Source organism: Dongia sp. (assembly GCF_041910485.1).
Taxonomy (GTDB): Bacteria; Pseudomonadota; Alphaproteobacteria; order Dongiales; family Dongiaceae; genus Dongia.
Window position 1 is genome coordinate 24,081 of record NZ_JAYRQR010000048.1, and the last position, 15,841, is coordinate 39,921.

At 63.9% G+C, this 15,841-nt stretch carries 15 protein-coding genes; 13 read left to right on the plus strand and 2 right to left on the minus strand.

Annotated elements, in window-relative coordinates; all coding sequences use genetic code 11:
- The first annotated feature begins 109 nt into the window (after positions 1–109).
- From ACE3PP_RS15830 to ACE3PP_RS15860, 7 genes are all read left to right on the plus strand, one after another.
- Positions 110–1,561, plus strand: coding sequence for an N-acetylmuramoyl-L-alanine amidase (locus tag ACE3PP_RS15830; protein WP_374384008.1), 1,452 nt, complete (start codon positions 110–112; stop codon positions 1,559–1,561).
- A gap of 300 nt (positions 1,562–1,861) precedes the next feature.
- Positions 1,862–4,738, plus strand: coding sequence for a PBP1A family penicillin-binding protein (locus ACE3PP_RS15835; protein ID WP_374384009.1), 2,877 nt, complete (start codon positions 1,862–1,864; stop codon positions 4,736–4,738).
- 92 nt (positions 4,739–4,830) lie between these two features.
- A protein-coding gene (gene prfB, locus ACE3PP_RS15840; RefSeq protein ID WP_374384011.1) for a peptide chain release factor 2 occupies positions 4,831–5,950 on the plus strand; the annotation gives its coding sequence in 2 pieces (ribosomal slippage) (positions 4,831–4,899 and positions 4,901–5,950; 1,119 coding nt in all).
- Entirely contained in the window at positions 5,947–6,495 is a 549-nt protein-coding gene (locus tag ACE3PP_RS15845; protein WP_374384014.1) for an MOSC domain-containing protein, read from the plus strand. The genes prfB and ACE3PP_RS15845 overlap by 4 nt, the downstream gene beginning before the upstream one ends.
- 74 nt (positions 6,496–6,569) lie before the next feature.
- Positions 6,570–7,418, plus strand: coding sequence for a helix-turn-helix domain-containing protein (locus ACE3PP_RS15850; protein WP_374384016.1), 849 nt, complete (start codon positions 6,570–6,572; stop codon positions 7,416–7,418).
- Positions 7,419–7,452: 34 nt separating this feature from the next.
- Positions 7,453–7,818 carry a VOC family protein gene (locus tag ACE3PP_RS15855; RefSeq protein ID WP_374384018.1) on the plus strand — a complete coding sequence of 122 codons (366 nt, stop codon included), beginning with the start codon at positions 7,453–7,455 and terminating at the stop codon, positions 7,816–7,818.
- A 78-nt stretch (positions 7,819–7,896) separates the two neighbouring features.
- Positions 7,897–8,295, plus strand: coding sequence for a rhodanese-like domain-containing protein (locus tag ACE3PP_RS15860; protein ID WP_374384020.1), 399 nt, complete (start codon positions 7,897–7,899; stop codon positions 8,293–8,295).
- On the opposite strand, the gene ACE3PP_RS15865 is transcribed toward ACE3PP_RS15860, so the two are convergent.
- Complete coding sequence (locus ACE3PP_RS15865; RefSeq protein ID WP_374384022.1) at positions 8,292–8,837, minus strand: GNAT family N-acetyltransferase; 546 nt, start codon at positions 8,835–8,837, stop codon at positions 8,292–8,294. The genes ACE3PP_RS15860 and ACE3PP_RS15865 overlap by 4 nt on opposite strands.
- A gap of 162 nt (positions 8,838–8,999) precedes the next feature.
- Here ACE3PP_RS15865 and ACE3PP_RS15870 point away from each other — a divergent pair, with 162 nt between their 5' ends.
- Positions 9,000–9,821 (plus strand): alpha/beta fold hydrolase, encoded by an 822-nt coding sequence (locus tag ACE3PP_RS15870; protein WP_374384024.1) that lies wholly within the window; start codon positions 9,000–9,002, stop codon positions 9,819–9,821.
- Here ACE3PP_RS15870 and ACE3PP_RS15875 read toward each other — a convergent pair.
- Positions 9,813–10,337: a hypothetical protein gene (locus ACE3PP_RS15875; RefSeq protein WP_374384026.1), complete on the minus strand. Its 525-nt coding sequence runs from the start codon at positions 10,335–10,337 to the stop codon at positions 9,813–9,815. The two genes, ACE3PP_RS15870 and ACE3PP_RS15875, sit on opposite strands and share 9 nt — an antisense overlap.
- 151 nt (positions 10,338–10,488) lie before the next feature.
- Here ACE3PP_RS15875 and ACE3PP_RS15880 point away from each other — a divergent pair, with 151 nt between their 5' ends.
- The 5 genes from ACE3PP_RS15880 (at position 10,489) to ACE3PP_RS15900 (ending at position 15,779) form a co-directional block, all read left to right on the plus strand.
- A complete protein-coding gene (locus ACE3PP_RS15880; protein ID WP_374384096.1) occupies positions 10,489–11,778 on the plus strand; it encodes an ammonium transporter in 1,290 nt (429 codons plus the stop codon).
- A gap of 409 nt (positions 11,779–12,187) precedes the next feature.
- Positions 12,188–13,072: a DMT family transporter gene (locus ACE3PP_RS15885; protein WP_374384028.1), complete on the plus strand. Its 885-nt coding sequence runs from the start codon at positions 12,188–12,190 to the stop codon at positions 13,070–13,072.
- A gap of 42 nt (positions 13,073–13,114) precedes the next feature.
- Entirely contained in the window at positions 13,115–13,996 is an 882-nt protein-coding gene (locus ACE3PP_RS15890) for a DMT family transporter (protein WP_374384030.1), read from the plus strand.
- A gap of 6 nt (positions 13,997–14,002) precedes the next feature.
- Positions 14,003–14,665: an N-acetylmuramoyl-L-alanine amidase gene (locus tag ACE3PP_RS15895; RefSeq protein ID WP_374384032.1), complete on the plus strand. Its 663-nt coding sequence runs from the start codon at positions 14,003–14,005 to the stop codon at positions 14,663–14,665.
- 4 nt (positions 14,666–14,669) lie between these two features.
- On the plus strand, positions 14,670–15,779 hold the full coding sequence (locus ACE3PP_RS15900) for a DSD1 family PLP-dependent enzyme (protein WP_374384034.1): 1,110 nt from the start codon (positions 14,670–14,672) through the stop codon (positions 15,777–15,779).
- The last annotated feature ends 62 nt before the right edge of the window (positions 15,780–15,841 follow it).

Sequence of the window (15,841 nt, forward strand, 5' to 3'; positions counted from 1 at the left end):
CGTCAATTCCCCCGGTGATGAGAGGGATTGGGTGGGAACGCGATATCGTGTTGCTTTTCAGTTAGTTACGAGACTATATTACAAGAGATTCACGTAACGATCCGGCAACATGCGGAAGAGCCTCAATTTTCTTGCGCCCCTTCGATTCGCAGGGCTGCGCCAGTTCCTGGTGCTCCTCGCGGCCCTGACCGGGCTGGCGATCGGGGGCGGCCTTTCTATTGGGGTTGCCTATGCAAAACCGGCCGTCACGGACGCCAAGCTCGGGGTCGAGCCGGACCGGACCCGAGTCGTACTCGACCTGACGGCGGCGACCGGCTTCAAGGTGTTTGCCCTGGCCGATCCGCAGCGCGTCGTCATCGATCTTGATGAAGTCGACTGGCAGATCCCGGCCGGCCGCAAGCTCCAGGGCCGCGGCCTGGTTGCCGCCATGCGCTATGGCCTGTTCAAGGTCGGCACCTCCCGAATCGTGCTCGACCTCGCGGCGCCGGCCGCCGTGACCCAGGTAACCCTCCTCGACAAGAGCGGCAGCGACCCGCGTCGCCTGCTGATCGATTTGACGCCGGTCGACGAGGCGGCATTCAACGCCCAGGTGAAACGCACCCTTTTTGCCGGCGATGGTTCGGCCACCAATCCGTCGCCGGCGACCCAGACCGCGGCGGCGGCTTCGGCGCCCAAGGAACCGGCCCTGGCCCAGGAAGGCCCGGTCGGCGATGCCGGAACCCCCAGTTCAGACCCCGACCCCCTGGCCCAGACCGTGGCCGCCAAGAGCAAGGGCGATCTCAACGTACCCGAGGCTGAGATTGCCGATGCGGCGATCCTGGTGCCCACGCTGAAGCCCGGCGAACAGGGATTGAAGAAGAACGTCAAGCGCAAGCCGCTGATCGTCATCGATCCGGGGCATGGTGGCATTGATCCGGGTGCCATCGGCAATGGCACGATGGAAAAGACCATTACCCTGGCGGTGGCCAAGGCGCTGAAGAAGGAATTGCTGGCAACCGGCCGGTTCCGCGTCGAACTGACGCGGGACAAGGACGTCTATATCCCCTTGCGCGACCGCTTCAAGGTGGCGCGGGACGATGCGGCCGACCTCTTTATTTCGCTCCATGCCGACAGTCATGCCAATTCCAAGACGCGCGGCGCCTCGGTTTATACGCTGTCCGAAACGGCCTCCGATTCCGAGGCGGAAGCTCTGGCCGCCAAGGAGAACAAGTCCGACGTCATCGCCGGCGTCGATCTCACCAACGAAAGCAAGGTGGTGACCGGCATCCTGATCGATCTCGCCCAGCGCGAGACGACCAATCTGTCGGCGCGTTTTGCCAAGATGCTGGTGAAGTCGCTGAAGCGCGAGACCTTGATGCTGGAGCAAAGCCACCGCTTTGCCGGTTTTGCCGTGCTGAAGGCCCCCGACGTGCCCTCCGTCCTGCTGGAAATGGGCTATATCTCGTCGGACGAGGATCAGCGGCTTCTGACCAACAAATCCCATCAGAAGAGCCTCGCCAAGGCGATCGCGACGTCGATCCAGAATTTCTTCGACTGGCAGAACAGCATCAAGCGGATCTGATCGGCGCCGCAACGCCGATCTCCAGGTCCGCGGCCGCCTCTCGTCCAGGCTCCCTAATTCCCTGAAATGGCGTCATTTTGCCAAGGCGAGGCACATTTTCTGCCAAAATCCACCAAGGTCGGCCTATCTCCTTGCCGAGGGCCGCAAAATTGCCTTGATCTTGGGTCATGCGTGCCTTACCCGAAGCGGCGGCAACCGTGCTGTCGTCGGTTGCAGGACGCACGGCCGGCAGGATCTTGTTCAGCCGCCCGTACTCCGCAGGCAAAGCCAGATCGCCGCATAACCAGATAGACTGTCTCGATGACCCGTTTGACGCGTATCCTCTCTTTCCTGGTTGGCATCTTCATGGTGCTGGCGACTGTGGGTGCCATCGGTGCCTGGTTGGTCTACGAACATTACTCGCAAGGCCTGCCGGACTATTACCAGCTCGCGGCCTACGATCCGCCGGTCACCACCCGCGTCTATGCCGGCGACGGTCGCTTGCTCGCCGAATATGCGGTCGAGAACCGCGTCTTCGTCCCGATCAAGGTGATCCCGAAGCGCGTCATCAACGCCTTCCTCGCGGCCGAGGACAAGTCGTTCTACAGCCATGCCGGTATCGACATTCCCGGCCTTATCAACGCCATCATCGTCAACCTCAAGAATTATGGTTCGGACAAGCGCCCGGTCGGTGCTTCGACCATCACCCAACAGGTGACGAAGAACTTCCTCCTCACCAATGAGCGTTCGATCGACCGCAAGATCAAGGAAGCGATCCTGGCGCTGCGTATCGAGAAGGCCTTCTCGAAGGATCGTATTCTCGAGCTCTATCTCAACCAGATCTATCTGGGCCAAGGCAATTACGGCGTCGCCGCCGCGGCCCTCAACTATTTCAACAAGTCGCTCGACGAGCTCAGCGTGGCCGAAGCGGCCTATCTCGCCGCCTTGCCCAAGGCACCGAACAATTACTCGATGACCAAGTTTCCGGATGCCGCCAAGGCGCGTCGTGACTGGGTCATTTCGCGCATGCTGGAAGACGGCCATATCACCGACGTCGAGGCACAGGAAGCCACGGCGACGCCGCTGCAATCGCGTGCCCGCAGCACCGCAGAGCGTTTCGAAGCCGACTATTTCGCCGAAGAAGTCCGGCGCGAACTGGTGACGCGCTTCGGTGAAGATGGGCTCTACAAGAAGGGCCTCACCGTCAAGGCGACCGTCGATCCCCGCCTGCAGGAGATTGCCGACCGCACCTTGCGCAAGCATCTCGTCTCCTACGACCGCACTCAAGGCTACCGGGGGCCGCTCGCCCATTCCGACAGTCTGGAAGGATGGCAACAGACGCTTGCCAAGCTCGGCAACATTCCCTGGCTCTATGACTGGCAGGCGGCCATCGTGCTCGAGGTCACCAAGGGTGAAGCCAAGGTCGGCTTCATGGACGGTAGCCAGGGCCTCATCGAGCTCTCCGATCTTGCTTGGGCGCGCCGCCGTTCGGCCGAGGGCAAGGTCGGTCCGGCTGTGAAGAGCACGGCCGATGTCTTCAAGCCCGGCGATGTCATCGCTGTCGAAGCCAAGGTCTCGGACAAGGACAAGGCTGACGATGTCGAGGATCTCGATACCTCGACCGACAAGGGCAGGCAGCAGAAGGAAGACGGTCTGCCGGTCTACCTGTTGCGCCAGGTGCCGGAAATTTCCGGCGCCCTCATCGCCATGGACCCGCATACCGGCCGCGTCCTCGCCATGACCGGCGGCTGGTCCTATAAGCAAAGCGAATTCAACCGCGCCACCCAGGCGATGCGCCAGCCCGGCTCCTCCTTCAAGCCGGTCGTTTATCTGGCGGCCCTCGAGGCGGGCTATACGCCCTCCACCATCATTCTCGACGCGCCGATCGCCATCGATCAGGGACCGGGCCTGCCGCTGTGGCAGCCGGAGAATTTCGAAAAGAACTTCCTCGGGCCGGCCACCATGCGCCAGGGCCTGCAGCATTCGCGCAACCTGATGACGATCCGCATGGCCCAGACCATCGGCATGGCCAAGGTCGCCGAGGTTGCCGAGCGTCTCGGTGTCGTCGACAAGCTGCAGCAGACGCTCGCCATGTCGCTGGGCGCCCAGGAGACGACGGCCTTGCGCATGGTTGGCGCCTATGCCGAGATCGTCAACGGCGGCAAGAAAGTAACGCCCACCTTCATCGACCGCGTGCAGGACGCGCAGGGCTGGACGATCTATCGCCACGACGAGCGCAAGTGCGAACGTTGCCAGATCGCGAGCTATGACGGTTCGCCGCCGCCGGAACTGCCTGACGAACGCTCGCAGGTGCTCGATCCGGCCAATGCCTATCAGATGGTCTCGATGCTGGAAGGTGTCGTGCAGCGTGGCACGGCCAGCGCGGTGAAGGCCGTCGGCAAGCCGCTCGCCGGCAAGACCGGCACCACCAATGACGGACGCGATGTCTGGTTCGTCGGCTTCTCGCCCGACCTCGTGGCTGGCGTCTATCTCGGTTTTGACCAACCGCGATCGCTCGGTGCCAAGGCGACCGGCGGCCGCCTGTCGGCGCCGATCTTCCGCGACTTCATGATCGACGCCCTCAAGGACGAACCCGCGACACCCTTCCGCGTTCCGCCGGGTGTCCGCTTGGTGAAGGTCAATGAAAAGACCGGCGAGCGCTGGGTGGCTGGCGACGAAGGGCTCGCCATCTGGGAGGCGTTCAAGCCCGGCACCGAGCCGACCGGTCAGCAGCAGATCATCGAAGGCTATGCCAATTACGGCCAGGATGCCGGCTATGGCTCCGTCATCCCGACGGGTCCGTTCGGCAATCCCTATGGCGGCTCGGGTGCCTATAACGACAGCGGCACGACCATCATCGATTCGACCGGTGTCTACCAGGGCGGGCAGCCGCAGCAGCCTGCCTATGGGCAGCAGCCCCAGGTCTATGGCCAGCAGCCTGTCTATCCGCAGGGCCAGTATCCAGCCCAGCAGATCCCGCAAGGCCAATACCCAGTCCAGCAGCAGTACCCAGCCCAACAACAATATCCCGCCCAGCAACAATACCCAGCCCAGCAGCAGGCGCCGGTCCTCATTCCGCCGCCGGGGACGCAGCCCATCCAGCAGGGGGTGCCGCAGCCGCAATATCCAGCCCAGCAGCAGGCACCGGTTCTCATTCCGCCGCCGGCCACGGGGGGCGGGGATTCCGGGCTTTATTGATGGCCGTTATGGATGGGCAGGATTGACGGATCGGGCCGCAATCGGCATGTTCCGCCCCCGATCTGGTATTCGAGCGATCTAGAGGTAATGGCATGCGCGCTGAAATCGAGGCGGCGGCGGGGGAGATCCGATCTTCCTTGGCCCTGCTGAGGAGGCATCTTTGACTGGGACAACGCCCTGCGTCGTCTCGACGAACTGAACGCCCTCTCGGAAGACCCGACCCTCTGGGACAAGCCTGAAAAGGCACAGAAGGTGATGCGCGAGCGCACGCACCTGCAAGGCTCGATCGACGGTTTCAAGGCCCTCGAGCGCGAACTCGACGATGCGCTGACATTGGCCGAACTCGGCGAGATGGAAGGCGACAATGCCAGCGTCGACGAAGCCGAAAAGCAGATCAAGGATTTGAAGGCCAAGGCCGCGCAGCGCGAACTTGAAAGCCTGCTCTCGGGCGAAGCCGACCAGAACGATTGCTATCTCGAAGTCCATGCCGGTGCCGGCGGAACCGAGGCGCAGGATTGGGCGCAGATCCTTCTGCGCATGTATACGCGCTGGGCCGAACAGCATGGCTACAAGGTCGAGTGGCTGGAAGAAAGCCCCGGTGAAGAAGCGGGATTGAAGTCCGCCACCATCGAGATCAAGGGCCCCAACGCTTATGGCTGGCTGAAATCGGAAAGCGGCGTGCACCGTTTGGTGCGCATCTCGCCCTTCGATTCCAATGCCCGGCGCCACACCTCGTTCAGCTCGATCTGGGTCTATCCGGTGATCGACGACAATATCGAGATCGAGATCCTCGACAAGGATCTGCGCGTCGACACGTTCCGCGCCTCGGGCGCCGGCGGCCAGCATATCAACAAGACCGACAGCGCCATCCGCATCACGCACGAGCCCACGGGCATCGTCGTCTCGTGCCAGGCCGACCGGTCGCAGCATCGCAACCGCGCGATGGCGATGGACATGCTGAAGGCCCGCCTCTATGAGCGCGAACTGCGCATCCGCGAGGAAAAGGCGCAGGCGATCGAAGCCTCGAAGACCGATATCGGCTGGGGGCACCAGATCCGCTCCTACGTCCTGCAGCCCTACCAGATGATCAAGGACCTCCGTACCGGGGCCGAGACCAGCGACAGCCAGGGCGTCCTCGACGGCGATATCGACATTTTCCTCTCCGCGTCATTGGCCGCCAAGGTTCATGGCGGGGAAGGGGAAAAGGCGTGAGCGACACCCCGCGCGTCGTCGGCGTATCGCTGGCGCGCGGGCATCATTTCTCGAAGACGGCGGCGTTCGAAATCCGCCTCCTTGCCGGCCTCGGCGTGGCGGGCGATGCGCATATGGGCGAAACGGTTCAGCACCGTTCCCGCGTCGCCAAGGACCCGACCCAGCCAAACCTGCGCCAGGTCCATCTCATCCAGGCCGAACTCTTCGACGAACTTGCGGCGCGCGGGTTCACGGTGCGGCCCGGCGACATGGGCGAGAATATCACAACGCGGGGCGTCGATCTCCTGCATCTCCCTGAAGCGACGCGCCTCCGGATCGGGGCCGAGGCGATCGTCGAGATCACGGGCCTCCGCAACCCGTGCGTCCAGATCGACCGTTTCCAGCCCGGTCTCATGCAGGCCGTGCTCGACCGCGACACGGACGGCAACCTCATCCGTAAGGCCGGAATCATGGCGGTGGTGATCGCCGGCGGCGACGTACGGACCGATGACGCCATTGCCGTCGAACTGCCGGCCGGCCGCCATCAGCCTCTGAAGCCGGTCTGAGAAAGCGCAATTTTTGCCAAGTCGGCGATCGTGATTTGCCTCATTGTCCCGGGTCCCGCTAGGCTCGAAGGATCATGCAGGCGACCAAGCTCACTGAAACCAAGGACATTTCCGCGACCCTCTACCGCTGTCAGGCGGGGCCGGGGGACCGGCCGTTCGACGAACAGCATGATTCCTGGAGCATCGCCTTCGTGCGCGCGGGCAGCTTCGGCTACATCAATCGCGGCCGCCGCTTCGACCTGGTGCCGGGGTCGCTGCTGATCGGCCGGCCAGGCGACGATTTCACCTGCACCCATGATCATCACGAGCAGGGCGACGAATGTCTTTGCTTCCGCCTGGCGCCGCAGCTGGTTGACGAGATCGGCACGGAAGCGCTGGCGCTGGGTGCGGTGGCGCCGATGGCCGAATTCATGGTGCTGGGGGCGCTTGCCGATGCGGCCGTTTCCGGTGCCGGGACCGTGGCCCTCGACGAGGTGGGTGTGGCGATTGCCGGGAAGCTCGAAAAACGCGCCGGCAGCGGCCGGCACGACACGACGAAAATCAGCGCCCGTGAACGTCGGCGCATCGTCGCGGCGGCGCATTGGATCGCCGAGCACGCGCAGGAACCCATCGATCTTGCCCAGGCGAGCCGGCAGAGCGGCTTCAGCACCTTCCATTTCCTGCGTCTCTTCGCCAAGGTGATCGGCGTAACGCCGCACCAATATCTCATCCGCGCACGCCTTGCCCGTGCGGCACGGCTCCTGGCCGAAACAGAGCAGCCCATCACCGATATCGCCTTCGATATCGGTTTCGGCGATCTCTCCAATTTCGTGCGCACGTTCGGCCGGGCGGCGGGCCTATCCCCTCGCGATTTCCGCCGCGCCGCCCGCGCCGACGCCGAGACGCGCAAGATCCTCCAAGATCGGATCGCCCGCGCCGCCTAAATCTTGCCTCCTCATGTTCAACCGGAGGCACACCATGTTCGATCATCTCGGTATCCACGTGAAAGACGTCGCTGCGAGCGTCGCCTTCTACAAGGCGGTGCTGGCGCCCTTGGGGGCCAAGGTCTGCTCGCAGGATGAAAACGGCGCCGGGCTCGGCCCCGACGGCAATGCGATCCTGTGGCTCTATGCGCACAAAGGGGCCAAAGGGCCGGGTTGCCACATCGCCTTCACCGCCCCCGACCGCAAGGCGGTGGAAAAGTTCCACGCCGCGGGCTTGAAGGCCGGCGGCAAGGACAATGGCGGGGCGGGCTTGCGCGCCGATTACAGCCCGACCTACTTCGCGGCTTTCCTCATCGATCCCGACGGCAACAATGTCGAGGCCGTCTATATGGGCGGTTGAATTCCGCACCAAAGGCATTGACGGGAAACCGCACTCCGGCAGGATGACCAGCAGTCCCACCTGCCGGAGTTTTTTTCCATGCCGATCACCAAGGGTATCAAGCAGCTGCTCGAGGAAGCGAACGATGTCGTGACGGCGGTCGATCCCGCCGACGCCATCAAGCGCCTCGGCGATGCGGGGACCGTCTTCGTCGATCTGCGCGACCCGCGCGAGCTGGCGCGCGACGGCAAGATCCCCGGCGCCTTCCATTGCCCGCGCGGCATGCTCGAATTCTGGGTCGATCCGGAAAGCCCCTATTTCAAGCCCATCTTCGGCGAGGCGAAGAGCTTCCTCTTCTATTGCGCCAGCGGCTGGCGCTCGGCGCTTTCCGCCAAGACGGTGCAGGAGATGGGGCTGGCCCCCGTTGCGCATCTCAAGGGCGGCTTCAGCGCCTGGAAGGCGATGTCGGGCCCGGTCGAGACGCGGGAGGACTCTTAAGCGCCGCCGCGCGGCCGCGCAAAGACCGTGATCTCACTGTCCTTGTAATGCGCCGTGCCGATGGGGGCGAAGCCGCAGCGTTTTGCGACACTCAGCGACGGCGCATTTTCGGGATCGATGATGCAGAGCGTGCGGCAATCGAAATGCGCATCGGCCCAGTTTGTCGCCGCCAGCATCGCCTCGCTGGCATAGCCGTGCCCATGATAGGGGCCGGCCAGCACCCAGCCGGTCTCATGGGCGCTCTCCGCGGCGGTGACACCCGCCGGCCATTCCATGTCGCGCTTGAAATCGGCAAAGCCGCCCTCGCCGATGAAGGCGCCGCTCGCTTTCTCGGTGATGGCCCAGAAGCCATAGCCGAGCAGCGCCCAGTGACCCACGTAACGCATGAGCCGCGCCCAGCATTCCTCCCGCGTGAAGGGCCGCGCGATATAGCGCGTGATGCGCGGGTCGCCCCACATATCGGCTGCCATGTCGAAATCGCTGAGCTCATGCCCGCGCAGGATCAGGCGCGGCGTCTCGATAATGGGAATGGCGGCAGACATTTTGGGGGCTCCGGTCGACTCGGGGGCTGATGGGGCCCGCCATCCTTAGCGCGGAAGGCCAGCCCCGCTCCAGCCCCGGCGATTGACGGCGCACAATGATCCATCCTAGATAAGTGGACATAAGCTGTATACAGCTTTGGAATTGAAGGGGGAGATAAGACCATGCCGTTCCTGGAAACGCCCGAGGCGCGCCTTTATTACGAACAGACGGGACCCGAAGGGGCGCCGGACATCGTCTGGGTGGGCGGCGGCGGCACCAAGGGGCGCGACTGGCACCGTTTCCAGACGCCGCATTTCGATCCCCGCTTCCGCTCGACCGTGTTCGACAATCGCGGCATCGGCGCCACTACGTCTTCCGCCCCCATGCCCTGGACAATCGAGGATTTCGCGCGCGACGTGGCGGCCCTCATCGGCCACGCCTGCGGCGGCCGCAAGGTGGCCCTGGTCGGCTCGTCGCTCGGTTCCGCCATCATCCAGCAGGTGATGATCGACTTCCCCGATCTTGTCCGCGTCGCCGTGCTGATGGGCTCAGGCGCCTGGTCGACAGGCTGGGGCTGGGACTATCAGGAGGCCGAGATCGACTTCCGCAAAGGCGGCGGCCGCCTCGACGGTCTGATGAGCGTCACCCATTACGCGGCGATGCTCTATCCGGCGCGGGCCCTCGGCGACCGCGAACTCTGGCCCAAGCTCAAGGCGCTCATGCTGGAATGGATGGAGGATGACAGCAACGAAACCTCCCTCGTCCCGCAATGGGACGCGAGCCTACGCTTCGACCAGCGCGAGGCACTCAAGACCGTCCGCGTCCCCGCCCATGTCTTCGCCTTCGAAGAAGATGTCGAAGCCCCGCCCCAGGACGGTGAAGAACTGGCCGCGTTGATCCCCGGCGCCAAGCTCCATCTTCTCCCTGGCATGGGCCACGGCTCCTGGTACGGCCACAAGCATGATGAGATCAACGCGCTGATTGAGCGGGTGGTTTCAAGCTGAATCGATAATTCGACTATGGCGGTCGATCACTCTATCTGCCCACCCGTGAATTTTCCGTGTGGCTCTTAGGTCTTGGCGTTGTACCCATCGTAAAATCTTTCCGCGCAGCACTCCTGCTTCGATGAGATGCAGGACGGTATCCTGTATGGCTGCATAGCATTGCATAGAGACATAAAGTCTCTGCCGCTGCGAAGCGCGATAGAAAAAGTAAGCCGTTCTGACAATGAACCAAGCAACACGACGGCACTTTTCGAGGAGCCAAGCAACTACCCCGGTTGTCGCCCAATCAAGGACCGACATCAAAAAGTGCCACATGCGGAAGCTCCGAAAATTGTTTTGGTCAATTGGGTAGGCTGCGGCAGCGTTCAAGCCTTCGAACCCAAGTTCACGAGAGAAATATACCCGCAACGCTCGATTCGCCCAAAAAATAGGCATTCCGCCGGTCAGTGATGGCAATTTAGGCATCACCTCGCCGGACGCGACTAGATTCTTGTTTTGAATCAATAAATCAGACAATTGGCACGCGGGTTGCTCTCCTGGTGCTGCTTTGCAGCAAAATATTGGTTCAATCAGGAGAGGGCGCATGCGCAGGAATGGGGCAATCGGGGCCGAAGCAAACGGGGATTTGCAGGCTCATAACGTGGGTGGGGCGTTCGGCGCCGCCCGCATGTTGAAGTTCGGGGCCGCCACCTTGGCCGCGTTGCTGACGCCGGCACTTGCCTTCGCCCAGGATGCAGCGCCCGTCGCCGACAAGGGCGACACGGCCTGGATGCTGACCTCCTCGGTCCTCGTCCTCATGATGACGGTGCCGGGTCTCGCCCTCTTCTATGGCGGCCTGGTGCGCAAGAACAACGTGCTGACCGTGCTGGCGCAGTCCCTCGCGGCCTGCTGCGTCATCACCCTGGTCTGGTTCGTCGCCGGCTACAGCCTCGCCTTCGGCGAAGGCAATGCCTTCATCGGCGACCTTTCCAAGGCCCTTCTCTCGGGCGTCGGGCCCGAGGCTCTGTCGGGCACCATCCCCGAGACGGTCTTCTTCTTCTTCCAGATGACCTTCGCCATCATCACGCCGGCCCTCATCACCGGCGCCTTCGCCGACCGCATGAAATTCTCGGCGCTGATCCTCTTCTACATCCTGTGGTCGCTCGTCGTGTACGCGCCGATCTGCCACATGGTCTGGGCGGGGACCGGCTATTTCTTCAACCTCGGCGCCCTCGACTTCGCCGGCGGCACCGTGGTCCACATCGCCTCGGGCGCTTCGGGCCTCGTCGTCGCCCTCATGATCGGCAAGCGCCGCGGCCACGGCAAGGTGCCGTTCACCCCGCACAACCTCGTCTACTCGGTGATCGGTGCCGGTCTCCTCTGGGGCGGCTGGTTCGGCTTCAACGCCGGTTCGGCCCTCTCGGCCGGTTCGATGGCCGGCATGACGGCGGTCACCACCCAGATCGCGGCGGCCGCTGCGGGCTGCTCGTGGGTCGCGGTTGAGTGGCTGATGCACAAGAAGGCGTCGGTGCTCGGCATCATCTCGGGCATCGTCGCGGGCCTCGTCGGCATCACCCCGGCGGCGGGCTTCGTGACGCCGGCGGGCGCCCTTGTCATCGGCCTTGCCGCGGGCGTGGTCTGCTTCTTCGCCTCGACCACGATCAAGAACAAGCTCGGCTATGACGACGCGCTCGATGCCTTCGGCATCCACGGTGTCGGCGGTACCCTGGGTGCGATCCTGACCGGCGTCTTCGCCACCGTCGCCATCAAGGGCGGCGAGGCCCCGGTCGGCGTCATCGACGGCAATGTCGGCCAGCTCTGGATCCAGATCCAGGCCGTTGTCGTGACCTTCCTGGTCGCGGGCATCGGTTCGGCCATCATCTACAAGATCGTCGACCTCATCATCGGCTGCCGTGTCGCGGAAGATGCCGAGCGTGACGGTCTCGACCTTGCCCTCCACGGCGAGGCCGTCCAGTAAGTTTCGTTTTCCCAGAACGAAAGCCTACGCCGCCGGGGTGGGGACGTCCCGGCGGCGAATTTTTTCTGGGGCGGTGGTTCGCTTCGCGCACCCCCACCCACTCGCTGGCGCGCACCCCCACCCTAACCCTCCCCCTGAAGGGAGAGGGAATCCGACCCAGCTAGCTGTGACGTCGACGCGAACTCGGTGAAATCCCCTCTCCCTTCAGGGGGAGGGCCCGCCGACGAAAGTCGGCCTGCGCCGACTGGGGTGGGGGTGTCGGCGCAAGCCGAGTAGGCCGGAAGCGACGGGTCTAGCGATGGCCTTCGCAGCCTATCCCATGCCCCCTATGCGCCCCGCGCGGGTATTCAGGGCAGGCGGCATCGGTTAGAGAAGGTGCCTTCGCCCCGCAACGCCGCACCCGGTCCCCATGCTCGCCCGCCATATCGCGCTCCTCGCTTTTTCCCAGATCCTCTGGGGCGCCAATTTCGCCGTCGTGAAATGGGGCTTGGCCGATTGGCCGCCGCTTTTCTTCGCCGCCTTGCGCATGATCGGCGTTGCCGCCCTCATCTGCCCCTTCGTCGGCCTGCCGAAGAAGCAGGATTTGAAGCCGCTCCTCGCCCTTGGCTTCGTCCTCGGCGTCATCCATTTCGCCTCGATCTTCCACGGCATCGCCCGGGTCGATGCGGCGACCAGTTCGATCCTCATCCAGCTGCAGGTGCCGCTCTCGGCCCTCACCGCCGCCTTTCTCTTCGGTGACAAGATCGGCTGGCGGCGCTGGTGCGGCATGGCCCTGGCCTTCATCGGCATCCTGGTGCTGGTAGGCCGCCCCGCCTTCAACGGCGGTTGGCTCGGCACCGGCTTCATGCTGATGGCCTCCATTTCCTGGGTCGCCTCCAACATCCTCATCAAGCGGCTGGCGGAAAACATGGATGGCTGGCGCATCAACGCCTGGGTGGCGCTGATGGCGGGGCCGATGATGCTGGTCCTATCCGCCTTGACCGAAACCGGGCAGGTCGCGGCGATCGCCCATGCCGGGCTCCCCGGCTGGGGGGCGATGGCCTATCAGATCCTCATCGTCACGGCGCTGTGCTATGGCATCTGGTATGCGATGATGAGCCGTTACCCGGTCAGCCTCGTCATGCCTTTCACCTTGCTGGAACCGATCTTCGGCACGGCGACGGCGGTCCTGCTGCTGGGCGAAAGCTGGGATTGGCGCCTGGTCCTGGGCGCCGCCCTTACCATGTCGGGCCTGGCCATCATCATCGTGCGCCGGCCGCAGGTGGTGATGCAACCGGTCGGGCCCGGCGCTTGAGGAGTGGGGCCTAAGGAATGAGCACATGAAGAAAGCAAGGGTATGAAACCGCAACACCTCGCCCTCATGCTGCTGTGCCAGTTGATCTGGGGCGTCAATTTCGTCGCTGCCAAGATCGGCCTCATGCATTTCCAGCCGCTCTTCTTCGTGGCGCTGCGTTTCAGCCTCGTGGCCATCCTGCTGCTGCCCTTCGTCGGCTTGCCGAGGCGGAAACTCCTGCATCTCATCCCCCTGTCGATGACGATGGGCGTCATGCATTTCAGCCTCATCTTCACCGGTATGCGCTATCTCGATGCAGCCACCACATCCATCGCCGTTCAGCTGCAGGTGCCGTTCGCGGCGATCCTGGCCGCGATCTTCTTCAAGGAGACGGTGGGTTGGCGGCGCCTCGTCGGCATGATCGTGGCCTTTGCCGGCGTCGTGCTCATCGCGGGCGAGCCGCGCTTTACCGACAATATCTGGCCGCTCATGTCGGTCATCGGCGCGGCCCTGGTCTGGGCTACCGCCAATGTGCAGGTGAAGGCGCTCGGCGACGAGTTCGACGCGCTGCAGCTCAACGGCTATATCGCCATCCTCGCGGCACCGCAGTTGCTGCTCGTCTCCTATCTGATCGATGGCAATCAATGGCCGCAGGTTTTGGCGGTCGATTGGCGCGGTTGGGCCGCCCTTCTGTTTCAGTCGGTCATCGTCGCCATCTTCTCCTACCTCATCTGGTACAACATGATGCGGCGCTATCCGGTCAATCAGGTGATGCCCTTCACGCTGCTCCTGCCCATGATCGGCGTGCTCTCGGGCCATGTCTTCCTTGATGAACCGATCACCTGGCAGATGCTGCTGGGCGGGCTTGCCACTTTGGCCGGCGTCGCTATCGTCGTCATCCGCCGCCCGGCCGTGGTGGCGCCATCGACCAAGACGGGTATCTGACGCTCCATGATCGACGCACCATCCCCCAACCATGACAGCCGCGACGGCCAGCCCGTCGATATCCTGCTCATGCACTATACCGGGATGCAGACGGGCGAGGCCGCCATCGCGCGCCTGCGCGACACGGACGCCAAGGTCAGCGCGCATTATGTGGTCGAGGAAGACGGGCGCGTCTTTCGTCTGGTGCCGGAGGATCGGCGCGCCTGGCATGCGGGTGTCTCGTCCTGGAAAAGTGAGACCAACATCAACCAGCGCTCGATCGGGATCGAGATCGTCAATCCCGGCCACGAATTCGGCTATCGCCCCTTTCCGGCAGCGCAGATGCAGGCGGTCCGCGACCTCTCGCTGGGGATCATCGCCCGCCACGCCATTCACCCGGCGCGCGTCATCGGCCACAGCGACGTGGCGCCGAAGCGCAAGGAAGATCCCGGCGAATTCTTCGACTGGCAGGGCTTGGCCGCCGCCGGCATCGGCGTGTGGCCAGTGGCAAAGCCCGTCGATTGGGACAGTGAGACCTTCTTCGCCGCACTCGCCCGCTATGGCTATGACATTGCCGACCGCGCCGCCGCGGCCCGCGCCTTCTGCCGTCATTTCCGGCAGGCATCGCTCGCCGATGCGCCGGATGCCGAGATGGCGGCGCTGCTGAACGGTTTGCTGGAAAGGGTCTAGATCCATGCCGGTGCCGCGTCCCGATCTCAATCCCGGCGATCCGGTATCACGGATCGAGACGCCGGCCCTCATCGTCGATCTCGACGCGTTCGAGGCCAATCTCAGGACGATGGCGGACTATGCAGCAAAGGCCGGCATGCGCCTCAGGCCGCATGCCAAGACGCATAAATGTGCCGAGATCGCCAAGCGCCAGATGGCGCTCGGTGCCGTTGGTGTCTGCTGCCAGAAGGTGGGCGAGGCGGCGGCGTTGGTCGCTGGCGGTGTCACCGACGTGCTGGTCAGCAACGAAGTCATTCATCCGGGCAAGCTTGCGTGCCTCATGTCACTCACCGGCCGCGCGCGGATCGGCATCTGCGTCGACAGCGACCTCGGCCTCGACCGGCTCATCGCGGCGGCGGCCGAGGCGGTGGCCCCCGTTGATGTCTATGTCGAATTGGAAGTGGGCGGCCATCGTTGCGGCGTCACCGATATCGCCGACGGGCTCGCACTCGCGCGGCGCATCGCCGACAGCAACCGTTTGCGCTTCGGCGGCATCCACGCCTATCGCGGTTCGGCCCAGCATCTGCGCACGGCGGACGAGCGCAAGGCGGCGATCGACGAAGCGGCGGCACGTGCGGCGGAATTCGCGGCCGGGCTGGCGCGCGACGGGATCGAGGTGCCGGTGGTGACCGGTGCCGGCACGGGCACCTTCACCAACGAAGCCTCGAGCGGCGTCTATAACGAGATCCAGCCCGGCTCCTATGTCTTCATGGACCGCGACTATGCCGACAATGTGGCCGATCCGGCGGCCCCCCGTTTTCACCACAGCCTCTTCGTGCTGACCTCGGTCATGAGCCGGCGGGACGCATTCGCCGTCATCGACGCGGGCTTGAAGGCGCATTCGATCGATTCCGGTTTTCCCATCGTGGCCGACCGGCCGGACCTCACTTTCTCCGAACCCTCGGACGAGCATGGCATCATCAAGGGCGCCGCGCTGCCGCAATTGGGCGAGACCTTGCGTCTCATCCCCGGTCATTGCGATCCCACGGTCAATCTCTATGACTGGATCGTCGCCGTGCGCGGGGACAAGGTTGCCGATGTCTGGGCCATCGATGCGCGCGGGGCGCTGACGTGACGTTTTGTGACTGTTGTCACTGAACCTTTTTCCGTGCTTTGGCACAGTGTGCTCATTCGACT